This is a genomic window from Pseudoalteromonas sp. APC 3495, from assembly GCF_030407645.1.
Classification (GTDB): Bacteria; Pseudomonadota; Gammaproteobacteria; order Enterobacterales; family Alteromonadaceae; genus Pseudoalteromonas; species Pseudoalteromonas tetraodonis.
The window spans coordinates 170,012-194,214 of record NZ_JASDDA010000001.1 but is presented as its reverse complement, the minus strand read 5'-3'; the positions used below and the strand labels follow the sequence as shown (position 1 = coordinate 194,214).

Annotated in this window: 18 protein-coding genes; 4 read left to right on the top strand and 14 right to left on the bottom strand. The window is 39.5% G+C overall.

The features are described 5' to 3' along the window. The first annotated feature begins 137 nt into the window (after positions 1 to 137). The 3 genes from QL984_RS00865 to QL984_RS00855 all read left to right on the top strand — a co-directional run bounded on the left by QL984_RS00865 (position 138) and on the right by QL984_RS00855 (position 3,191). Positions 138 to 1,424, top strand: a complete 1,287-nt coding sequence (locus QL984_RS00865) for a citrate synthase (protein ID WP_013465014.1) — start codon at positions 138 to 140, stop codon at positions 1,422 to 1,424. A 111-nt stretch (positions 1,425 to 1,535) separates the two neighbouring features. Further along, positions 1,536 to 2,762 (top strand): SufS family cysteine desulfurase, encoded by a 1,227-nt coding sequence (locus QL984_RS00860; protein WP_013465015.1) that lies wholly within the window; start codon positions 1,536 to 1,538, stop codon positions 2,760 to 2,762. A gap of 12 nt (positions 2,763 to 2,774) precedes the next feature. Next, a complete protein-coding gene (locus QL984_RS00855) occupies positions 2,775 to 3,191 on the top strand; it encodes a SufE family protein (RefSeq protein ID WP_013465016.1) in 417 nt (138 codons plus the stop codon). Between the two features lie 36 nt (positions 3,192 to 3,227). Here QL984_RS00855 and tcdA read toward each other — a convergent pair whose 3' ends face one another. Genes tcdA through QL984_RS00820 form a run of 7 tightly spaced genes read right to left on the bottom strand, consistent with a single transcriptional unit; the run spans position 3,228 to position 10,688 of the window. Further along, the gene (gene tcdA, locus QL984_RS00850; RefSeq protein ID WP_128583837.1) at positions 3,228 to 4,025 is read right to left on the bottom strand and encodes a tRNA cyclic N6-threonylcarbamoyladenosine(37) synthase TcdA; all 798 of its coding nucleotides are present in this window, start codon (positions 4,023 to 4,025) and stop codon (positions 3,228 to 3,230) included. Further along, positions 4,026 to 4,706, bottom strand: a complete 681-nt coding sequence (locus QL984_RS00845) for a TIGR01621 family pseudouridine synthase (protein ID WP_016900375.1) — start codon at positions 4,704 to 4,706, stop codon at positions 4,026 to 4,028. Beyond that, positions 4,699 to 5,463 carry a 3-deoxy-manno-octulosonate cytidylyltransferase gene (gene kdsB / locus QL984_RS00840; protein ID WP_013465019.1) on the bottom strand — a complete coding sequence of 255 codons (765 nt, stop codon included), beginning with the start codon at positions 5,461 to 5,463 and terminating at the stop codon, positions 4,699 to 4,701. Before kdsB ends, QL984_RS00845 begins: the two co-directional genes overlap by 8 nt. Further along, positions 5,451 to 5,648, bottom strand: a complete 198-nt coding sequence (locus tag QL984_RS00835) for a Trm112 family protein (RefSeq protein ID WP_290171870.1) — start codon at positions 5,646 to 5,648, stop codon at positions 5,451 to 5,453. Before QL984_RS00835 ends, kdsB begins: the two co-directional genes overlap by 13 nt. Further along, positions 5,638 to 6,618, bottom strand: a complete 981-nt coding sequence (gene lpxK, locus QL984_RS00830; RefSeq protein ID WP_128583839.1) for a tetraacyldisaccharide 4'-kinase — start codon at positions 6,616 to 6,618, stop codon at positions 5,638 to 5,640. The genes QL984_RS00835 and lpxK overlap by 11 nt, the downstream gene beginning before the upstream one ends. Further along, positions 6,615 to 8,360, bottom strand: coding sequence for a lipid A export permease/ATP-binding protein MsbA (gene msbA / locus QL984_RS00825; RefSeq protein WP_013465021.1), 1,746 nt, complete (start codon positions 8,358 to 8,360; stop codon positions 6,615 to 6,617). The genes lpxK and msbA overlap by 4 nt, the downstream gene beginning before the upstream one ends. Before the next feature lie 60 nt (positions 8,361 to 8,420). Next, the gene (locus QL984_RS00820) at positions 8,421 to 10,688 is read right to left on the bottom strand and encodes a DNA internalization-related competence protein ComEC/Rec2 (RefSeq protein ID WP_013465023.1); all 2,268 of its coding nucleotides are present in this window, start codon (positions 10,686 to 10,688) and stop codon (positions 8,421 to 8,423) included. Between QL984_RS00820 and QL984_RS00815 the strand changes: the two genes are divergently transcribed. Then, a complete protein-coding gene (locus QL984_RS00815; RefSeq protein WP_013465022.1) occupies positions 10,668 to 11,174 on the top strand; it encodes a DUF2062 domain-containing protein in 507 nt (168 codons plus the stop codon). The genes QL984_RS00820 and QL984_RS00815 overlap by 21 nt on opposite strands. Positions 11,175 to 11,271: 97 nt before the next feature. Here QL984_RS00815 and QL984_RS00810 read toward each other — a convergent pair whose 3' ends face one another. From QL984_RS00810 to QL984_RS00780, 7 genes are all read right to left on the bottom strand, one after another. Further along, the gene (locus QL984_RS00810; protein WP_013465024.1) at positions 11,272 to 13,011 is read right to left on the bottom strand and encodes a DUF3466 family protein; all 1,740 of its coding nucleotides are present in this window, start codon (positions 13,009 to 13,011) and stop codon (positions 11,272 to 11,274) included. 11 nt (positions 13,012 to 13,022) lie between these two features. Further along, a complete protein-coding gene (locus QL984_RS00805; protein ID WP_013465025.1) occupies positions 13,023 to 14,936 on the bottom strand; it encodes an ABC transporter ATP-binding protein in 1,914 nt (637 codons plus the stop codon). 15 nt (positions 14,937 to 14,951) lie between these two features. Then, a complete protein-coding gene (locus QL984_RS00800) occupies positions 14,952 to 15,191 on the bottom strand; it encodes a glutaredoxin family protein (RefSeq protein ID WP_016900376.1) in 240 nt (79 codons plus the stop codon). Next, positions 15,184 to 17,301, bottom strand: a complete 2,118-nt coding sequence (gene rlmKL, locus QL984_RS00795; RefSeq protein ID WP_013465027.1) for a bifunctional 23S rRNA (guanine(2069)-N(7))-methyltransferase RlmK/23S rRNA (guanine(2445)-N(2))-methyltransferase RlmL — start codon at positions 17,299 to 17,301, stop codon at positions 15,184 to 15,186. The genes QL984_RS00800 and rlmKL overlap by 8 nt, the downstream gene beginning before the upstream one ends. A 90-nt stretch (positions 17,302 to 17,391) precedes the next feature. Next, positions 17,392 to 17,922, bottom strand: a complete 531-nt coding sequence (locus QL984_RS00790; RefSeq protein ID WP_013465028.1) for a cell division protein ZapC — start codon at positions 17,920 to 17,922, stop codon at positions 17,392 to 17,394. 131 nt (positions 17,923 to 18,053) lie between these two features. Further along, entirely contained in the window at positions 18,054 to 19,064 is a 1,011-nt protein-coding gene (pyrD, locus tag QL984_RS00785; protein WP_013465029.1) for a quinone-dependent dihydroorotate dehydrogenase, read from the bottom strand. 106 nt (positions 19,065 to 19,170) lie between these two features. Beyond that, positions 19,171 to 24,012, bottom strand: a complete 4,842-nt coding sequence (locus QL984_RS00780) for an NAD-glutamate dehydrogenase (RefSeq protein WP_013465030.1) — start codon at positions 24,010 to 24,012, stop codon at positions 19,171 to 19,173. Positions 24,013 to 24,203: the final 191 nt, after the last annotated feature.

Sequence of the window (24,203 nt, the reverse complement as noted above, 5' to 3'; positions counted from 1 at the left end):
TATTTATTATACATATGTGCATAATACTTATAAAAATTGACTTTATACCCCTCTTTCACGTTAAAATGTAAAGATGTGCTTAGAATAGATTTTAGAATATAAAAATCAGAATAGTTATCTTAATAGGAGATACATAGATGGCAGATAAGAAAGCCACAGTCCATATTGATGGGCTAGATCCAATCGAACTTCCAATTTATCAAGGTACTGCTGGCCAAGATGTAATTGACGTACGTACACTCGGCTCACATGGTCACTTTACTTATGACCCAGGTTTCATGTCGACTGGTTCTTGTGAATCTACCATCACTTACATCGATGGTGGCAAGGGTGTTTTATTACACCGTGGTTACCCAATCGAACAGTTAGCAGAAAGCTCTAACTACGTTGAGTTATGCTACTTACTATTAAATGGTGAGTTACCAACTAAAGAGCAATACGATGATTTCGCTACAAAAATCACTCGTAGCACTATGCTAGATGAAAAAATCGCAAACTTCTTCCAAGGTTTCCGTTTTGACGCTCACCCTATGGCGATGCTATGTGGTGTGGTTGGTGCTTTATCTTCTTTCTACCATGAAGATCTGGATATCACTGATGCAGTTCAACGTAAAACAAGCGCTATTAAATTAGTTGCTAAGTTACCAACAATTGCAGCAATGGCGTACAAAACAAACATCGGTCAACCATTTGTATACCCACGCAATGACTTAAGCTATGCAGAAAACTTCTTACACATGATGTTCTCTGTGCCTGCTGAAGAATACAAAGTAAACCCTGTCACAGCTAAAGCAATGGATAAAATCTTCATGCTTCATGCTGACCATGAGCAAAATGCATCAACGTCTACAGTACGTTTAGCAGGTTCTTCTGGTGCTAACCCTTATGCATGTATTGCTGCTGGTATTGCATCACTTTGGGGCCCTGCTCACGGCGGTGCTAACGAAGCATGTTTAAACATGTTAGAAGAAATTGGCTCAGTTGATCGCATTGACGAATACGTAGCAAAAGCAAAAGATAAAGCGGACCCGTTCCGTCTTATGGGCTTTGGACACCGTGTTTACAAAAACTTCGATCCTCGTGCAACAGTAATGCGTCAAACATGTCATGAAGTGTTAGCAGAGCTAAACATTCAAGATCCATTACTTGATATCGCAATGAAACTAGAGCAAATTGCACTTGAAGACCCGTACTTTGTTGAGAAGAAACTTTACCCTAATGTAGATTTCTACTCAGGTATTATCTTAAAAGCAATCGGCATCCCTACCAGCATGTTCACTGTAATCTTTGCAATGGCACGTACTGTAGGTTGGATCTCACACTGGGACGAGATGCTTTCTCAACCTGGCCACAAGATCAGCCGTCCACGTCAGCTTTACACAGGTGAAACACACCGTGATTATAAAGCAACTGACAAGCGCTAAGCATTAAGTTAGTTTAAAAGGCCGCCTCTGCGGCCTTTTTTATTACATGTTACTTGAGAATTATCTTAAACAGATTACAATTCCTGCCCACTTGATTAACTTTATGAGCCTATGTCTGTGTCCTCGTTTGATCCTAAAAAAATCCGTAATGACTTTCCTACTCTAAATCAGACAATCAATGGCTACCCTTTGGTTTATTTAGACTCAGCAGCAACAACACAAAAACCACAATGCGTGATTGACGCTACCACAGAGTTTTACACCTTACAGAATGCAAATGTTCATCGCGGACGTCATACGCTGAGTGAGCAAGCTACAGCGGCTTATGAGCAAGTACGTCAACGCGTTGCCGATTATTTTCAGGTAACCAGTAGCGAAATTGTCTGGACCAAAGGCGCCACTGAAGCGATTAACTTAGTTGCTCATGGTTTAAGAAATACATTAACAGCTGCTGACACTATTTTAATTAGCCCAATCGAACACCACGCTAATATCGTGCCGTGGCAAGAACTGGCAGCGCAAACCGGGGCAACATTAAAAACTTTACCACTTAACGCAGATGCTACATTTGATATAGCACAGTGTTGTGAAGTGATTAAGCGCACCAACCCTGCACTACTGGCTATTACTCACGCCTCTAATGCACTAGGCAATATTACTGATTTAGCCCCCTTAATAGCCTCAGCGAAGGCGGTAGGTGCGCTAACCTTAGTGGATGGCGCACAAGGGGCGCTGCATTTAAGACCGGATTTAAAAAAGCTCGATTGTGATTTTTACGTGTTTTCTGCTCATAAAATGGTGGGGCCAACAGGGCTAGGCGGTTTATATGGCCGTTATACAACCCTAAATGCACTATCGCCTTATCAAACAGGCGGTGAAATGATTGAGAAAGTAACCTTAACGCACAGTACTTATCGTGACGCTCCTGCTAAATTTGAAGCAGGAACGCCAAATATAGCCGGCGTTTTAGGTTTTGGCGCTGCACTTGAGTATTTAATGGCGCTTGATCTGCAAACATTACAGCACTATGAACAGCAGTTGTTTATTTATGCAGCGAACGCATTGAGCAAAATAGACGGTATTATTATCTACAGCAATCTCAAATCGAATATTGGCACACTTTGCTTTAATTATAAAAATGAACATCCTTATGATCTGTCAACTTTACTTGACGGCTATGGTGTTGCTGTACGAAGTGGTCATCATTGTACCCAACCTTTAATGAGTCATTTAGACCTAAATGGCTCACTGAGAGCGAGTTTTGCTTTTTATAATACGACTAAAGATGTAGACCAATTTATTGCCGCACTCAAAGAATGCATTGCTTTATTAGACTAATTTGGATAAATAATGACACACACATATCAACTCGTAACTAAAAGTATTCAAAGCAGTAGTAGCTGGCAACAAAAGTACCGTGAAATTATGTTACTCGGTAAAACGCTGCCACCTTTAGCCAATATATTAAAAACAGATGATGCGTTAGTGCCAGGCTGTGAGAGTAAAGTATGGATGTTTGTCGAGTTTGACCTAACCGAGAATGCACTGGTTGTAATTGGAGACTCTGATACTCGCATAGTAAAAGGATTATTAGCGTTAATTTTAGCCCTGTATAACGGTTTAACACCCGAAGAAGTGTTAGCAGTAAATGCTTATGATGAATTTGAAAAGCTTGGCTTAATCAGTCATTTGAGTGCGTCAAGGGGTAATGGAGTAAAAGCCATGGTTGAAACAATACAAACCATGGCCAAACAAAAAGCGCTTTAAGCGCTTTTTAAATACTATTAAACCAAAACACTTTATCTAAGTATTTAGACGCGCACGCTTGTCTAAGTATTTTCGAACCGCTTTAGCGGCAACAAAAAAACCAAAACTACCGGTGATCATCGTCACTGAGCCAAAGCCATTATTACAATCCATATTCATACTGCCATCTGCATTTTGTTTCGCATGGCACACACTGCCATCACTGCCAGGATAAACAAGCTGCTCTGTTGAATACACACAGTCAATATTAAATTTACGTTTTGGATTAGAGCTGAAATTATACTGCTTACGCAAAATATAGCGCACCTTTGCAAGCAATGGATCTTGAGTCGTTTTTGCCACATCTCCAAATGTAATTTGACTTGGATCAGTTTGCCCACCTGCACCGCCCGTGGTAATTATAGGCATTTTATTACGCTTACAGTGCGCGATTAACGCCGCTTTTTCTTTTACAGCATCTATACAATCTATTAAATAATCAAAACCTTGAATATGTTCTTGAATATTATCAAGGGTAATAAAGTCATCAATAACATTAACTATACACTCAGGGTTGATAAGCTCGCAGCGTGCCTTCATGGCGTCCACTTTTGCTTCCCCAATAGTGCCTGTTAACGCATGAATTTGACGATTAACATTGGTTGCGCATATATCATCTAAATCTATTAGAGTAATTTTGCCCACGCCGGTGCGCGCTAATGCTTCTGCAGTCCAGCTGCCTACGCCACCTAAACCAACAACACAGAAATGTGCCTGTTGTAACCATTCAAATTGCTGTTGACCATATAGTCGTTTAATACCACCAAAGCGGATATCAGTTACTTGTTCACTCATTTACCAATCCAATTTCCAAGGCGTTTGCCAAGAATCAAAATCTTGATGTTTAATTAATTGCGCATATTCCACTCCACACTCTGGCAACAGAGTGTGTTGTATTTGTTCCCCAGCCCACTCAAAGTCCAACGCAAATGCATGCAAATAGGTGCGATCAGCGGCACTCCCAGAATAACTAGCATCGCCTAATATAGCGGCACCTATACTCTTTAATGCCACCCTAAGCTGATGGGTTTTTCCCGAATAGGGTTTTAATAGGTAAGCTCTAAAACCGCTTTTAAAGCTAAACGAATAAAAACGTGTAATAGCGGGGTTACTCTGTGAGTTTAATAATTTATACGTGCCACGGCGAGACTTAGCCATATCACCTTTAACCCAGCCTTGCTTTTTTTTAGGCTTAGAATCACTTACAGCTAAATAAAATTTATTAATAGTATGCTCAGTAAACATCTGGGTAAACTTTGCCGCAGCGTCTTTATGCCGCGCTAATATGATCAGCCCTGAAGTCACTTTGTCTAGACGATGAACCGCAAACAATTTTTCGTTTAGTTGTTGCTCAGCAAGAAACACAAAACCAGGGCTTTCTTCTGAATGAAAATTAAGCCCTGCAGGTTTAGTTATAATATAAAAATCATCGTGCGTGTATTGCACCTTTAACACAGGCGTATCTGCTTTATTCACGCGCTTTACTTTGAATATGCGCAACGACTTTAGCTAAATCCTCTGGTGTATCAACCCCAGCATGAGGGGTCACCAGCGTTTGCTCTATTTTAATCGCATAGCCATGGTAAAGCACCCTTAGCTGCTCTAGTGATTCTAAAACTTCTAATGGTGATACCGATAATTGAATATATTGCTTTATAAACCCTGCGCGATACGCGTAAATACCCACATGGCGTTGAAAAGGCGCTAAATTAAGTGGTTGCTGCTCTGCCATCATAGCACTTCTATCAAATGGAATGCTGGCTCTTGAAAAGTACAAAGCATTTTTATTAATATCGCTGACCACTTTAACCGCGTTAGGGTTAAACACCTCATCACGCTCTTCAATGGCAACACTTAGGGTTGCCATAGGCGCGGTTGATTGCGCTAATAATGTAGCCACTTGTGACACGTTATCAGGGGATAATAATGGTTCATCGCCCTGCACATTAACTACGATAGTATCTTCTGATAAATTTAGTAAATCAACGACTTCTGCTAACCGTTCAGTCCCTGATTGATGATCCTCTCGAGTCATCAATACATCATTGGTAAAGTGTTTAGCCGCATCAAATACTTTTTGATGATCGGTGGCAATAACCACTTTACTCGCTCCCGACAAACACGCTTTTTCATAGACATGTTGGATCATTGGCTTGCCACAAATATCAGCAAGTGGCTTACCTGGCAAACGAGTAGAAGCGTAACGCGCAGGAATAACTACTACGAATTCCACTTTTCTACCTCTTCAAGAGACAATTCTCGGGCTTCATTTTCAAGTAATACTGGAATATCATTGCGTACAGGATAAGCAAGCTTTGCAGCTGTACTTATCAGCTCTTGGTTTTCTTTATCAAAGCGCAACTTACCTTTACACACGGGGCAAGCAATAATTTCGAGTAACTTCGTATCAAAGGCCATGATGGATCCCTTTTTCTTTTAATAGTAAATTTAATGTACTTATTACCGCCGCTGTTGGTTGAGCATCAACAGGCAGGTAATACCAATTAGGCTTTGCAAAATCACGGCATTTAACCGCATCTTTTTCTGTCATTAATACACAGTCATCGCCAAATTGAGCGAAATCATCAGCGCTATAAGCATAATGATCGCGAAAATGATGTGTAGACAGTAATTTAATACCTTGTGCTTGCAGTGAAGCCTCAAAACGACCTGGGTTACCAATAGCACTCACCGCATGCGCAGCCTTTAAAGGCGTCGTTATATCCGTGTTATCGGCAACGCGTTTAATAACCGATGGCTGCAAGCGATAACTAAACTCACCCTCAGAGCCATTTTCAATTACTACGTCTACGCTCTTTAATCGAGAGACGGTTTCGCGCAGTGGCCCTGCGGGCATTAGCAAACCATTACCAAATTTTCTTTCGCTATCAACAATACAACATTCTATGCTGCGTGCCATTTTGTAATGCTGCATGCCATCATCAGAAATGATCACATCAAGCTTAAAGTTTGCGTTGAGCTTTTCTATATTGTGTTGCCTATTAGGGCCAACCACTAATGGGCACTGTAAACGGTTAAATAAAAGCACCGGCTCATCACCAGCCTCTCGTGTAGTCGTTTGTGCAGTAACCAATAACGGGTAATGAGTTGCTTGCCCGCCGTAACCTCGACTAATTAAACCAACGGATAAACCTTGGGCGATTAAGTGATCATGCAGCCATAATACAAATGGGGTTTTACCATTACCGCCAACGCTTATATTACCAACCACAATAACCGGTGTTTTGCTGATAAACGATTTAAAAATGCCAAACTTATAGCAATATCTACGCAGCAAAGAAATACAGCCAAAAATAGCGGACAGTGGTAATAGCAATAACGTAATTAAGCTAAAAGGTTTATACCAGCTTTGCTCTATTTTACTCACCCTTGCTCACCAAACTGCATTTTGCATAACGCAGAATAAGTGCCATCGTTAGCAAGTAAATCTGTATGGGTACCACTTTCAATAACTTGACCACTGTCTATTACATAAATGCGGTCACTATTTTCAATAGTCGATAACCTATGCGCAATTACAATAGACGTTTTGTCTTTCATTAATGTATCGAGGGCATGTTGAATGAGTTTTTCTGATTCAGTATCCAGCGCCGAGGTCGCTTCATCTAAAATTAAAATTGGTGCATCTTTTAATATTGCGCGAGCAATCGCGATACGTTGACGCTGACCACCTGAAAGCATCACCCCATTTTCACCAACCATAGTGTTAAGTTGCTCCGGTAAATCTTTAACAAACTCCCACACATGAGCTTGTTTAGCCACAGCATGAAGCTCTTCCATCGATACATCGCGTTGGAGGCCATAACAAATATTATTTGCAATCGTGTCATTAAAAAGCACCACTTGCTGCGATACTAAAGCAAATTGACGACGTAAATCGGTGAGCTTATATTCATTTAAAGCAATACCATCCAGTAATATTTCACTGGGCGCTTCTAAATCATAATAGCGAGGTAATAAGTTTGATATGGTGGATTTACCCGAGCCTGAGCGGCCAACAAGCGCAATGCTCTCGCCCGCTTTAATAGTCATAGACAAATTATTTAATACCGGCTCGTCTTTGGTTGGGTATTTAAAGGTGACATTTTTTACCTCAATATGACCTTTAACTTTATCAACCGATAAGGTGCCCGTGTCTTTTTCTATTTCTTCATCTAGCACTAAAAATACACTCTGCGCAGCTGAAATACCGCGTTGTAAATCGCTGTTCACATTGGCAAGCTGTTTTAACGGGCGTAGTAACATCATCATCGAAGAAATGAGCACTACAAAATCCCCAGAGCTAATACTGTCTATCATTGAGGGCATAGACACCACCCATAAAATAACGGCCATTGCACTGGCGGCTAAAATTTGAATGATAGAGACACTTAACGCCTTAGTCGCATCCATTTTGATACGTTGCTGGCGATTATGATTATTAATTTTAGAAAATTGATCGATTTCTTGAGTTTGACCACCAAAGCCGTGGATCACTTTGTGACCACTGAGCATTTGCTCTGAGCTGCGGGTAACTTGCCCCATCGCAGACTGAATATTTTTAGATATATGACGAAAACGTTTAGATACCACCGCCACTATAATAGCCACTAATGGAATAATAACTAAAAAGATTAACGATAATTGCCAGCTGGTATAAAACATAACTGCAAGTAAAAACACCACAAAAGCGCCTTCACGAACTACAATAAGCAATGCTTTGGTAATCGCTTGCTGTACTTGCTCTGTATCAAAGGTAATTTTTGAAATAAGGTCGCCAGTCGAGTTTTTATCATGAAACGATACTGGCAAATGTAATATATGCTCAAATAGTTCTTGGCGAAGCGCACGCACTACCTGCGAACCAACATAGCTTAAACAGTACGATGACATAAAATTAAATACGCCACGCCCGATCACCAACGCAATAACCACAAATGGCGCATAAGTAAGTACCTGACTATTACGCTCATTTAAACCTTCATCGATAAACGGCTTCATCAGTTGGATAAATAATGCATCCATACCTGAATAACCTATCATTCCAATAATTGCGACGATGGCAACCGACTTATAGGCACCAACGTAAGAAACAAGCCGTTTATAAATTTGTGTAGTACTTTGATCCATAACACTCTCTAAAACCACTGACAGCCTCTATTGTATCCTTAGCAACAGCAAAACAAAACGTCAATCTTTGATAAACCAATAACTTTCCTGCGCCCTCGCTGTAGTAAGCTCAAGGTGCTTAGCATAAAAATCAACTCTAACTTGTCCTACATCACCGGTGCTATATTGTTTGGCGTTTATTTTATTGTAACGCTCAACTACCGCTTTACTTGGAAATTGCCACTGACCTTGATAGGCACTTGAATGAATCACAATCGTTGGGTTTACTGCCTTAATAAACTCGTCACTCGAGGAGCTGTCACTGCCGTGGTGTGGGCTTATCAAAACGGTACTTTGTAAATCATCTTCCTTTTTAATTAATTGAGACTCTCGCGTCTTTGATATGTCACCGGTAAGTAGCACACTATAGTTTGCAGCTGAGATTTTAACGATACAGGAATTATCATTACTATTATTAAATTCCTCTTTAGTAAAGGTTTTAATACTCAACCCATGAAAATCGCGTGTTGTTGCTATACAGTCGTTATATACACCATTTGGATGAAAATAATCAAAACTCCATGCATAACCGGCCGCTTTAAAATGCGCAACACCTCCGGCATGATCGTTATCTTGATGACTGACAATCGCGGTACTTACCGTTAGATTATGGGCGTCAATATAGGGTAGTAATACACTAGGCACACGACTAAAGCGATTAAAGTAACTCGGGCCAAAATCATAAATAAACGCATGTTTGTCTTTTTTTATCAGTACCATTAGGCCATGGCCTACATCAAATACGTTCAACTGCCAAAGACTAGATTGCGTAAAATAATAATTAGACAGTAAAGTCAAAAGCGGAATACACGCCAGTACGCGAAGCTCAATAAAATAAAGTAAAGGAACGACACTATAAAGCAGCACCACAGTGGTTATACTTACCTGACCAACATTAAGCCAACGTATGTGCTGCGGTATTGCCAGCAACATTTGATAAATATAGGTCAGTGGAAAATCATACAACACAATAAACGCATGCCAGTCGGTTAATAACCCCAGCAACACACTTAAAAATAAAGCAGGCATTAATACAAAAGATAAAATGGGAATAGCGACAAGATTTAAAACTAAACCTGCTAAACTCACGCCATTAAAAAAGTATAATGACAGCGGTAATAAGCCAATAAATAATCCCAGTTGAATAATAAAAAGAGTGCGAATATTGGCTAACAATGAATGACCTCGCAGCGGAAACTGTTTTAAAACCATAAAAATAATACATACCGCTAAAAAGGAAAAATACAGGCCAGGATTAAGCAAACTAAATGGATTAACCGCTAGAATAATAACCAACGCATATAAAATACTTCGCCATCTAAGCGCTTGCTTCGCTAAATAATAAAGCAACAAATAACAACCCAACATAATTAAGGCGCGGGTTGCCGAAATAATGAAATCACTCAAGTAAACATAAATAAAAGCGGCAACAAAGCCAGCAGCGCTATAAAAAATAGCAATATTTAATGATTGATTTAGTTCAGGCTTAATCAACTTAAGTAAACAGCGCACTGCAAAATAACAAAAGCCGAAAACCAAAGAGATATGCAATCCAGAAATAGCCAGTAAATGACTTAACCCAAGACTTTGCATTAATTGTTTATGCTCAAAGGTCATTAACGACTTGTCTCCAGTTAAGAGCACATAATATAGCCAATTAAGTTCAGCACTACTTACGAGCTTTTTGACATAAGTCCGGTAAGCCGCGATATGATTATTTTGTGGACGGTTGTAAATCGCTAACTGCTTATTTAATACTGTACCTTTAAACGCTATTTTTTGTGTAAAGGCATAGAGTTGACTGTCGAACACAGTAAAATTTTTAATCCCCCTAAAATTTTTTAACCTAACTTGAGCAGTAAAAGCATCACCTGGCTGAATAGGTTGTGTTGAATTAATACTTAATAAGGCATTAGGTGCTCTAAACTGACTATATTCGCTATCTTCCAAACGGGTTATTTTCACTTTTACGTATTGTGGAGGGGTTGAAGAAATGACCTCTTCGACAACAACATTGACAGAATATGCGTATTTTTCGTGCTGATTAGGTAATTCAAATGAATAAAACAAGATAAAATGTGCTGCTACACAGCAAATACCGAAAATAAAGCCTAACAATACAGTTAAAAACGGCTTAAAATACGTGCTCACAATGAGGATTGAAATTGTGATAACTGTAAATTCAAGGGTTTGGTAATAAAATACGGTAACAACAACTCCGATAACAAACCCAAGACTCATCCACACAGAAGTAAATGGTTGCTTTAAATGGCTAAAAAAACGATCCAACGGTTTTTACCCGATCCAAATAAAATTAGACATCACAAATCGCTAAGAATATTTGGCCGTCTTTTACATGATGCTAACCTTTGGCATTTAAATAGACGTTCGGCACGAGGTGCTTTTGCTGTTGGGCTCTTTTTTGCTTTCATCCCTGTTCCTTTTCAAATGGTGCTCGCGGCTGCCGCAGCGATAATTTTGAGAGTTAATTTACCCATTTCTGTTGCGCTAGTTTGGATCACTAATCCACTGACTATGCCGCCAATTTTTTACGGCTCCTACCTTGTTGGTACATTAGTACTTAATCAACCAGAACAACACTTTGCGTTCGAAGCCAGTTGGGCATGGTTTATAGAAAGCTTAACGACAATTGGCCCTGCATTCTTAGTCGGTTCTTTGGTATGCGCCTCTATCGCCAGTGTCATTGGCTACTTTGGAATAGATCTAATTTGGCGCCGCTCTGTAAGGCGGGCATGGGGAATGAGAAATAATTAGCCTCTCTTCCTTTAAATGCTTACATTACTATAGACAAAAAAAACCCAACTTAACAAGTTGGGTTTTTTAGTCGTTCTGTTTAACGATTTAAGCTCATTTAAAATCTAAATACACGTCTTAAACCAACAAGTGGTAGTAATAATAAACCAAACCAAGAAAAGCTCGCAGAACTGCGTTCGTAAAATTCAGCATCTGGGGCTTTACAATTCTCAACTTCACCATTAGGGATAGGCGAAAGTTTTACCGCAACGGCTACACTTTCATACTCAATATTACCATTTACATCGGTAACAACTCCGCCCAATGAATTTCGTTTTTCAACTGTTTTAGTTGCAACACCAAATACTTCGTTGTTTTCATTAATCGATTTAGCTTCTACCATTTTATAGCTGAAACTGGTTTCACCATCACTGTCATAACAAGGCAGCAATTTATTTAGGTTAGTGATCTTGTCATCGCCAATTTTATAAATGAAGGCTTCTGAACGACGAGTGTTCTCAGATTCACCAATTTCACCTTCACCAACAATGTAACCTTGATTATTAATGTCATTTGCATATGAGCTTGAGCTTATAAAGTAACCTTCAGGAAACACGGTCGTGTTTGTATTTATATCATGGTAAAAAAGTTTGTTTCTTAGCGTGCCTTCTATTCGCTTGGTCGCATAACCTACAACAATATCGTTATCGTTGATAGCAAATGCTTTACCACTTTGCCAGTCATCTCTTTGTTCAATAAAATCAACCACTTCACCATCTTTAAAGTAAACTGGCATCGTTAAAATTGTGGAATCTCTATCAAAGTAACGGGTATTAGAAAAACCGGCCGCAACGCCATTTTTATTAACCGCTAATGCATTACTAATAAATGGGTTACTGTCTTCATCTTCTTTTGGTGTCAGCGCTAAACCTAACAATTCTGTTGAGGTTACATTATAGGCACTATCTAATGTCCACTTAACCGCTGTTTTATTAAATAAACCACGTGTGTTACGACTATTAATTGATTCAATACACGTCATTACAGGTTCATCAAGACCATCACAATTATCAGCAATTAAGGTTTGTCTCTCTGTAGGGATACTCACTGATACATTACCAACAACAACGTAACCCGTGTCAGTGGCAACAATATCAGACGCTTTACTCGTCCCACCATGTTCAGTAAATTCTGGAACAAGCGGCACTTCTACACCGCCTTCAGAAATTAAAATACCACGTTCTATAAACTCTCGGGTAAACCAAGTTTCTTCTTCAGTTTCACCATCTGGTGTAAAAGTGATTTTATCAAACGGTGCACTGCCCCAACCTACGGTCGTACCGTCCTGTGCAACAGCATTATAAAAGTTGCTGGTCGATCGCGTTAATCCATCATAATCAACCGAAGCCACATCAAACAAAGATTGCTCTGTAATTACACCACTGTTGTAATTTGTAGCAACAATTGAGCTAATTTTTTGATATTCAAAGTTAGCAGATAAGTTTGACAAGAAACGAACCATAAAAGTATGCGCATCAGCATTGGTATAAATAGCGTCGTTGTTTTCGATGTCATCAAGTGTAAACGTAATTTCTTTGTCACTTAGTTCAAATGAATTTACTTCATTAGTATAAGCGTTCTTAATTAAACTATCGGTAAAATCAATATAACTAATATCAATTGGGATATTGTATAAGCCATTAGCAAGCCCAATGACATGTCCGTTTTCACTCACATCGGTAACATAAGTATGTTTTGCGTTTTCAAAGTTACCTAACTCCGTTAACGCATAGGTAGCACTTAATGCCGATGTACTCAGTGTTGCTAAAACACTGGCCGCGAGTAATTTATATTTCATTTTATTCCTTACTACTGATTCTTTAATTCTTCAAGTTCTTCCCAACGCTCAAAAGCGGCTTCAAGGTCAGACTCAAGTTGGGCTAAATGGTTCAATTCCTTAGCTGTTACATCACTGTCTTGCTTGAAAAAGTCTTCGTGACTTACTCGTTCTTGTTGTTTTTCAAGCTCAGCTTCAAGTTGTTCCATTTTATTAGGTAGTTGCTCTAGTTCAAGTTTTAATTTGTAAGAGAGTTTATTTGCTTTGTTATTACTTTTAACTGGCGTTGGCTCTGTTTTTTCAACTTTTTTGACTGGCTGCTTTTGCAACTCTTTGTGCTGCTCCGCCAAATAGTTGGTATACGCTTCATAATCACTGTAGCCACCAACTATATCAGTGACTTTGCCGTTACCTTCAAATGCCCATACACTCGAACACGTATTATCAATAAACTCACGGTCATGGCTAACTATCAGCACAGTACCTTGGTATTGATTGATGATATCTTCTAGTAACTCTAACGTTTCTATGTCTAAGTCGTTGGTAGGCTCATCAAGAACCAATATATTGGATGGCTTTAAGAATAACTTAGCCAGAAGTAATCTATTTTTTTCACCACCTGAGAGCGCTTTTACGGGGGTACGAGCACGTGCTGGCGGGAACAAAAAGTCTTGTAAATAACCTAATACATGGCGAGAACGCCCGCCCATCATGACCTCTTGCTTACCCTCAGCTACGTTATCTTGAACGGTCGCTTCTTCATCGAGCTTTTCACGGTATTGATCAAAATAAGCAAATTCTAAATTAACACCTTGCTTTATTTCGCCACTGTCAGCTTTTAAATCACCAAATAGTAATTTTAATAGTGTTGTTTTACCAATGCCGTTAGGGCCGACTAACCCAATACGGTCACCACGCATAACCAAAGTAGAGAAGTCATCAGCAATGATTTTATCTTTAAATGCATGGTGTAAGTGTTTCGCTTCAAACACTAATTTACCTGAACGATCAGCCGTTTCAATATTGAAATCGGTTTTGCCTACTTGATCAACACGCTTTTTACGCTCATTACGTAATTGTTTAAGCTCACGAACACGCCCTTCGTTACGCGTACGACGCGCTTTAACACCTTGGCGGATCCACGCTTCTTCTTCCGCTAAACGCTTATCGAACAATGCATTTTGCGTTTCTTCCACTTTTAAATCATGCGCTTTTTGTTCTAAGTAAGTGGCATAATCACCTGGATAAGAAATTAGTTTACCGCGATCTAAATCTAAAATACGTGTTGCAACGGCGCGAATAAAAGCACGGTCATGCGATATAAATACAATCCCGCCTTTAAACTCTTTTAAAAATTGCTCTAACCACATTACACTTGTCATATCTAAGTGGTTGGTAGGCTCATCGAGTAATAATAAATCAGGCTCGCTCACTAGCGCACGCGCAAGTGCAACTTTACGTAACCAACCACCAGAAAGTGATTCTAGTTTTGCATCGGGGGTTAATTCTAGTTGGGTTAAAACCAGTTGAATACGGCTATCAAAACGCCAGCCATCAGCTGCTTCTAACTTATTTGATAAGCGCTCTAGTTTGTTGAGTAACTGATCAGTACAATCTGTTTGCAATTGTGTACTTACATGATGAAAATCAATCAGTAAGTTAGCAATTTCAGGCATACCTTGGGCAACATAATCAAATACAGTGCCGCTTGCGCCTTTAGGCGGATCTTGTTCTAAACGCGATATTTTTAAACTACCGACTTGGTTTATTTCGCCGTCATCGAGTATTACTTGGCCATCTAAGACTTTCAGAAGCGTTGATTTTCCTGCACCGTTACGCCCTACAATACACACACGTTCACCGCTTTCTATAACCGCATCGGCATTATCTAATAATGGGTGCGTACCGTAGGCTAATTGTGCTTTTGAAATTCTAATTAAATCCATAATTAATCTTTACTCTTATTCTGCTTGCGCTAAAAACTGCTGCGCCTGAGGTGCAGTAAATGGCCAAAACAATTGCTGACCTTGTTGATTTTTTAAAACCGGAATACTGATTTGATACTCTAAAATTAATGAGTCATCGCTCATAATATCAATAAGTTGTAATTCATCAGCTGATGAAAGTAACGGCTTTAACAGTTGCTCTGCTTGCTCACACAAGTGGCAACCGTCTGTGTGATATAAAACCCACTTAGCCATGTTTAATTAACCAGCTATTATGAATTTTTTTATTACGTTTAAAATCGGGAGATAAGGTTTTTTCTGAAATATTTTCCGCTTTTAAGCCTAAGCCCATTAACCCTACTTCGTCCATCACAAAGCCGCGTTTATTGTTAGAAAATATAAGCGTACCCGATGGGCTCAATATTTTTTTAACCCAAGTTAACAGCTTAATGTGATCATTTTGTACATCAAACGCATCTTTCATTCGCTTAGAGTTAGAGAATGTTGGAGGGTCTAAAAAGATCAAGTCGTATTGTCCTTGTGCATGCTCTAGCCATTTTAAACAGTCGGCTTGCTCAAACCGATAACGCGTATTGCTAATATCGTTAAGCGCAAAGTTATCTTGCCCCCATTTTAGGTAGGTTTTAGATAAATCAACGGTAGTAATTGCTTTTGCACCGCCTAATGCAGCATGAACCGACGCTGTTCCCGTGTAGGCAAACAAATTTAAAAAGCGTTTATCTTTTGCATTTTCTTGAATGTAACGACGCGCAAGACGGTGATCTAAAAATAGTCCGGTGTCTAAGTAATCAAATAAGTTAACTTTAAACTTAGCACCAAACTCCTCTACCACCATGGTTCTGTTTTGCTTAGCCATCGGGGTATATTGTTCTTCACCTTTTTGCTTTTTACGTACTTTTACCGCAATGTTTTCAGGTGCAATATCCAGTTGTTGCGCTGTTAAGCTAATAACATCTTGCAAGCGTTTTTCTGAGGTTTTTTCATCAATTTCTTTTGGTGCTGCGTATTCAAAAATAACCGCTGAATCACCATAAATATCAACCGCAACGTTATATTCAGGAATATCTGCATCATACACGCGATAGGCATGTACTTGATTTTGCTTAAGCCAATTTTTTAAGCCTTGCTTATTCTTTTTCAAGCGATTAGCAAAAGCCATTGAGCCTTCAAAGTTTAAAGCCGGTTTGTCATCCGTGGTAAGACTCACTTGCTTGTCATCAAGTTGATACAAGTTTAATTCAACATCAAGTGGACCATTTTTAAATTTATAACGTTTTTGCTTCACCAATTTAAGCAGTTTAAACAAGCTTTCATCCATGCCTAATAAAGCTAGTTTCCAGTGGTTGAAGTGTTTTTTAAAGCCAACACCTAAACTACGATGTAAGTTAACCAGCTCAGCCATAGAGCCAATTCGCTCACCATAAGGTAAGTTAGAAATAACAACACCCGGCAATTTAGCAACCGCAGTCAATTTAGTTGCATCGCTTTGTTTAAACTTAATTACCGTATCAAGTTCTGCGCGCTGCGCATTGGCAATGGCTTTATCAAGGACATTTGCGTCGTAATCATGGCCAATTAGCCATAATTTAGGAACAGTAATATTCGCTAAAAGCTGCTCTTTAAGTTCTTTGAATTTTGCCACTCTAAAGCTTGGTAAACGTTCAAACGCAAAGCCTTCACGAAATAGACCTGGCGCTTCATTACGCGCCATTCCAGCGGCTTCAATTAAAATAGTACCAGCACCACAACATGGATCAAATAAAGGCTGATTAACATTTTCAAGCCAGCCACTGCGCTTAATAATCGCTGCAGCTAAATGTTCTTTAATTGGTGCTTTACCTTGACCTTGACGGTAACCACGCTCTGATAAACGCGGGCCTGAGTAATCAATATAAAGAGAAACACCATGGCGATTTAAACGTGCAACCACTCGCACATTGGCATCTTGCTTATCAACATTTGGGCGCTGTTCATACAGATCATTAAAATAATCAACAATCGCATCTTTAATCACTAACCCTGAAAACTGGGTATTTTTAAGCGAGTCGTTTGTGCCATTAAAGTCAACAGCAAAGGTTTGCGTAGGCCCAAACCACTCTTGCCAAGGTTGTAAGCGTGCAAATTTATACAAGCTGTCTTTGTCATTTACGCCTTCTTTTTCTTCAATAAGCATAAGTACACGCGTAGCAAAGCGTGTTGATAAACACACCTTTTGCGCTAGCAATGAGTCAGCCTCAAAGCGAACAGAACCCACAGTTTGTTTTGACACCGTAGCGCCAAGCTCTGTAAGTTCATCAACCAATAAATTTTCGATTCCGATAGAAGTAAGTGCGATAAATTGCAAAGTAAAAACCCTTAATAGCTAATTGCGCGGGATTATAACATAGGTTTGCGTACAAATACGCCATAAACACGGTGGGAAAACTAAATTAGATTAAGCGGTTTGACTATCGTACTGTGAGATAATAAGCGGGTGAACACGGTTGTTTAATACGCGGATCACTTCAAACTGTGAGAGTGATAAATTATCGTCAAGCGCAAAGGTTTCGCTTAAATTAATACACACAGAAGCATCAGGGCAATGCTCCACAATTAAAAACTCGCCAGTTTGAGATTCAGAGCTCAAGTTGATAACGGCTTCAGTACTAGGTGTTGTACCCGTGTAGGGTTTAAAAAACCAACTCTTAGCTAAAACGGGCTTTAATTGAAACTTAACCGCGGTGGCATTGAGCGCTATTTGACATAATTGCGCAGGATTCCATAAGTTAAACTGCTCGAGGTAATAATATACCTGCTCATAAAAAGCGGCGTCTTCTAAACTAAAGTAAGGGTTTTTAAAGGTGCAATCTGTTAATTGCCTTAGTTTATAAGGGGTGCATAGTTGCATATCGTCATTTAAATCAAGCAGTAAGCGGTTTTTTTCAGCACACGCTATCCACTGCCATTGCTTTGACGCTTGTAACATTTGCTCCTCCCTACTTAGTACTTAAAAAAATAAAATAAGACAATAAGCTTAGAGTATAGCTGCTTTTGACCATTTTTAAAACGTCTTTTTAGAACATTTATCGAACGATCAAAAGCTTACATAACTGATCCTTATAAGTCGTTAATGATCGACTTGACCAATTGTGGTCCTTTATAAATAAATCCAGTGTAAACTTGAATCAAATCAGCCCCTGCGTTCATCTTCTCTTTAGCCGATTGAACGTCATCAATACCGCCTACACCAATGATAGGTAATTGATTATTAGTTAAACGTTTTAGTTCAGAAACAATATGAGTTGAACGCTCTCTAACCGGAGCACCCGATAACCCTCCTGCTTCATCAGCATACTGCTGACCTTGCACTAGGCTACGCTCAAGGGTGGTATTTGTGGCAATCACACCATCAATTTTATTCGTTAATAGTGATTCGCTCACTTGTTCAATTTGAATAGGATCTAAGTCTGGCGCAATTTTAACCAGCATAGGTACATTTTTATTATGCTTGGCAATTAAATCTAACTGCTCATTTTTTAAACTTTGCAATAGGTCATCTAATGCTGCGCCATATTGTAAGTCACGCAATCCTGGTGTATTCGGCGATGAAATATTGACGGTTATGTAAGATGCATACTCAAACACTTTTCGCATACAGTGAATGTAATCATCTTTGCCTTGTTCATTCAGCGTATCTTTATTTTTACCAATATTAATACCTAAAATGCCATCATACTTTGCTGCTTTTACGTTATTTACTAGATTATCAACGCCTTTATTATTAAAGCCCATGCGATTAATAATTGCATTCGACTGTGGCAATCTAAACATACGAGGCTTATCGTTACCTGCTTGTGGACGCGGTGTTACTGTGCCTACTTCGACAAAACCAAACCCCATTTGGGCGAATGCATCAATACACTCGGCATTTTTATCAAGACCAGCGGCAAGCCCTACGGGATTTTTAAATTCGAGGCCTAAAAAGTTCACAGGCTTATTTGCCACGCTTTGTGACCACGCGGCACTTAACGGTGTATTAGCAAAGCGACGTAAGTTATTAAGAGCAAAATCATGGGCCCACTCCGCATCACGGGTAAACATAAAACGGCGAGCTAAATCGTAAAACATGAATATAATCCTCTTAAAGTTGTAGACAAAAAAATACCTCAGACAAGGCTGAGGTATTATATAACAAAAAACTGTTTAACGATTAATTTTAATCAGTTGCAGTTTATTACTTTGCAGAGGTATCACAGTTGTGGCCTAGTAACATAAGCTCTCTAAGTGCAACTGAGAATTTTGCAAAGTCATGACTTTGCGATGTTTTAAATTCAGTTAGCATTTGTTTCCAGCGCTGTAACAACAGATCTTGGCTATCCATCCACTGTTCAATTTGGCCATCAACATCACTACTATCACCTTCAAAGCTGTTTAACACTACTTCAGATAATGTACGTTGTTGCCAATCTAACTCTTCACGATATGAAGCACGCGCAAGTGCTTGCCAATGGTTTGAAACAGGTTGATTAGTAATTTGGTCTAAGAACCAATGTAGCCCCATTTGCGCACCAAGTTTGAAGTAAGTGTGCGATACCATATCGATTTTACGATTAGAGTTTTGCGCAATTTGTGTCAAGTCCATTACAGAGAACAAGCTTGATAACGATACAATACGCTGAGCAATCTCAACCGGAACACCGCTTTGCGTTAGCTCTTCACGTGCACTTTCTATACGATCGCTTTCTGTTTTCACGATGTATTTAGTTAAGTTTTCACTTAAATCGGCAAACGTTGGTGCAAATGCTTCAATTGATTGCTCAATGGTTTGTGCTTTCGTACGATGACGTAAGAACCAACGAGTTGCACGACGAACAGTACGACGTAACTGGTACAACATTTCTGTTTGTACGTTAGACGGTATCTTGTTATCTAAATCACTAATCGATAACCAAGTGTCACGCATTTGGAATATTTCACTTGCGATTGAATAACATAATGCAATCTCAGCTTCGTTTGCACCTGTTTCTTCATTCATACGCACCATAAAGTTTAAGCCCATATCGTTAACAATATTATTTGCTAACTTAGTGGCAATGATCTCTTTGCGTAGTGGGTGATTATTCATAGCATCGTTAAACTTCTCACGTAATGGACGTGGGAATGATTTAACCAATAACTGACGATAGTAAGGGTTTTCGGTAATTTCGTCGGTTACTAATGACTCTTTAAGAACCATTTTCGCATAAGAGACCAACACTGAAAGCTCAGGACGTGTTAAATCTCTGCCTGCGGCAGCACGCTCTGCTAACTCCTCATCCGTCGGAATAAACTCAATCGTACGGTCTAATTTGCCCTCTTTTTCAAGCGCATGAATAAAACGAATTTTTTCTTTAAGCGTTGAAGTCCCTTTTGATTGGGTAATCGATAAAGTGTGTGTTTGACGATAACAGTCTTTAAGCACTAATTCAGATACTTCGTCGGTCATTGAGTAAAGTAACTCATCACGTTGCTTACGTGTTAAATCACCTTCGGCAACTAAACCATTAAGTAAGATTTTAATGTTTACTTCGTTATCTGAACACGCAACACCGCCTACGTTATCGATAAAGTCAGTATTAACACGGCCACCTTTAGCTGCAAATTCAATACGACCTAACTGGGTTGCCCCTAAGTTACCGCCTTCGCCAAAGACTTTAGCGCCAAGGTCTTTACCATTAATGCGCAGTGCATCGTTTGCACGGTCCCCTACATCCGCATCTGTTTCTTTAGAGTGCTTAATGTATGTACCAATACCGCCATTCCACAATAAATCAAACTCCATCATAAGTGAGGCTTTGATCAATTCATTAGGCGTCATGCTGGCTTTTTTAGTGCCCAACATTTTTTTCATTTCTGGGCTTAGCGTAATCGACTTGGCTGCACGAGAGAACACACCACCGCCGCTTGAAATTAACTCTTTGTTGTAATCTTCCCATGATGAACGTGGCAAATTAAATAAACGCTCGCGCTCTGGGTAAGAAGCAGCTGCATTAGGGTTTGGATCCACAAAAATATGTAAGTGGTTAAACGCCACTTGCAAACGAATGTGCTTTGATAACAACATACCATTACCAAATACATCACCGGCCATGTCACCAATGGCAACGGCAGTAAAGTCTGTGGTTTGACAGTTAATATCCATTTCACGGAAATGACGCTTAACAGACTCCCATGCACCACGCGCAGTAATACCCATTTTCTTATGGTCGTAACCTACTGAACCACCTGATGCAAACGCATCACCTAGCCAGAAGTTATATTCGATTGCGATACCGTTCGCAATATCAGAGAAAGTCGCAGTTCCTTTGTCCGCTGCAACCACTAGGTATGCATCGTCTTCATCATGACGAGTAACATCAACAGCAGGTACAACTTCGCCGCGCTCAATATTATCTGTGATATCTAATAAGCCACGAATGAAGATTTTGTAACATTCTTGGCCTTCTTTGATAAACGCTTCGCGCTCACTAGGCAGTTGTTTACATACAAAGCCACCTTTTGAACCAACCGGTACAATTACGGTGTTTTTAACCTGCTGCGCTTTTACCAAGCCCAAAACTTCAGTACGGAAGTCTTCACGACGGTCTGACCAACGTAGGCCACCACGCGCAACTTTACCAAAGCGTAAATGCACACCTTCAACACGCGGCGAGTAAACGAAAATCTCAAACGCAGGCACAGGCAGTGGTACTTCTGGAATTAAACTTGGTTGAATTTTAAGTGAAATGTATGACTTAAACTTACCTTCAGCATCTTTTTGGAAGTAGTTTGTACGCAGCGTTGCAACAATCATATCAACGTATAAACGGATAATACGGTCATCATCAAGATTCGCTACGTTTTCTAACTCTGCATAAATTTCTAAGCCTAGTTTTTCAAGTGTTTTAGCACTTGCAGGACTTTTAACTGAGAATTTTTTAGCAAATAAATTAACGATTTTAGCCGCGATGTGTGGGTAATTAGCAAAGGTACTTTCGATGTACGTTTGCGAGAAAGTAACCCCAATTTGGCGCATGTATTTAGCGTACGCACGTAAAATTGATGCTTCGCGACCGGTTAACCCACCCATTAACACTAAACGGTTAAAACCATCGTTTTCTAAACGATTTGCCCACACACTGGTTAGTGCGGCACGAAAACGTGCGGAAATTTTATCAAAATCGGCCATCCCTTTGCTATCAATCAGCATTGAGAAGTCCATGATCCAATTAATGCCACCATCACTGGTTTTAACTGAGTAAGGTGTTTCACCTACAACACGTAAACCAAAGTTTTCCAGCATTGGCATCACATCTGATAAGTGAATTGGCTCATCTTTGTGGAATAAGCTTAAACGAACAATATTGCTGCTCGCCTCTTCTTGTGGACGATAAAACAACATCTCAAGTTTGTTGTCATCGTTTAGCATTTCTAGCTTTTCAATATCAACAACAGCGGCACTTGGTAGTACTTCTTCTTTGTATGAACGTGCAAAAGCGTTGCAGTATTTACGGTTTAATTCGTTACCACGTGCTTCACCAGCAGATTCGAGTAAGGCTGATTGGAGTTTATCTTCCCAGGTACGAGCGGCTTCAATTAGATTATTTTCTATGTCTTTCACGTTATATTCAATATTGTTATCGGTCACACGAACGGTGTAATGAGTACGCGCCAGTGTTGACTCTGAGAAATAGGTAGTAAATTCGACTTTAACGTCAGAATTAAATGCATTCGCTAAAATAGCCTGCGTTTCGCGGCGCAGCGCCGTGTTATAACGTTCACGTGGTACATACACCATACAAGATAGGAAGCGACCGTATGCATCTTTGCGAACAAATAAACGACACATGTCGCGTTCTTGAATTTGTAACACGCCCATAGCAACTTCAAGTAGCTCATGTTCGCGAGCTTGCACTAATTCGTCACGTGGGTAGGTTTCTAAGATGTTTAATACCGCTTTGTATGCATGTGTACCCTTAGCAAAATCACACATATCCATAATGCGATTAATCTTGCTTTTAAGAACCGGGACATCAGCAGCGCTGTTGTTATAAAAGTTAGATGAGAATAAACCTATAAAACGGTCTTCACCAATCACATTACCTTTGTCATCAAAACGCTTAACACCCACATAATCAATATAGGCTGGGCGATGAACTCGAGATAATGAATTGGTTTTTGTTAAAATTAATAAGTTACTACTACGTGCTTCTTGACGAGCCACTTCAGGTAACTCAGAAAGCAAACGTGTATGCTCAGCATCTGAGTTTTTCATTAACCCTAAGCTGGTATCCATTTTACCTTTTAATTGATAATCACCTTGGACTGGCGAAAGCTCATATTGGCGGTAACCCATTAATGTAAAGTTGTCTTTTACTAGCCAATCTAAGAACTCAACGGTTTCATTTATTTCGTTATCATTTTTATCTTTGTGGCTTTTAGGTAAGCTTTTGCTAACTGCGATTAGTTTTTCGCGAATAGGCTGCCAATCTTCAACCGCAACCGATACATCAACGAGTACAGATTCAAGTTCTTTTTTGAAAGACTCAATAACAGTAGCATCTGTTTGACGGTCAATTTCTATGAAGAATACTGTTTTTGTTGATGTTGATTCTTGCTCTGCTTTTAAGCTTGATAACCCTGATATTTTATCGTTTTTATCACGTTGAATTTTCAGTGGGCTATGTAGAAGTAAGTGAGAGGCAATGTTTTCTCGTGTCATGGCCATACGCACAGAGTCAACTAAAAATGGCATATCTTTAGCAATGATCTCTACAATGGTATGCGATGACTGCCAGCCATCTTTTGCCACTTCAGGGTTGAAAACGCGAATAACTGCGTCATCTGATGTATTTTTTTCTAGCGAATTCCAAAGGCTAAGTGCAGCACCATATAAGTCACTGTCGTTGCGATTTGCCAAATCCTCTTTAGACATATTGCTGTACAAGGCTTTGGCGAATTTCTCAACGAGTAACACATTATCAGCGCGAACTTTTTTCTGGATAAGCTTACAGACGTTATCTAAAATAACCGAGGCTTGGCCTTCATTTCGTGTCATTGTATGTTCCTTAATCTATCACTGCTAGTTTAGCAGAGTATTTGTACAGCCATTTATTAGCGTGGAGTCAGTTAAATTCTAACCCTTTTGAAACTAATAAACAGCCTTTTCGATGAAAACATTTTAAGCATTTCAGCTATTTGGTCATCTATTCACAAAATATAGATATAAATGGCCATTACTGGCCATTT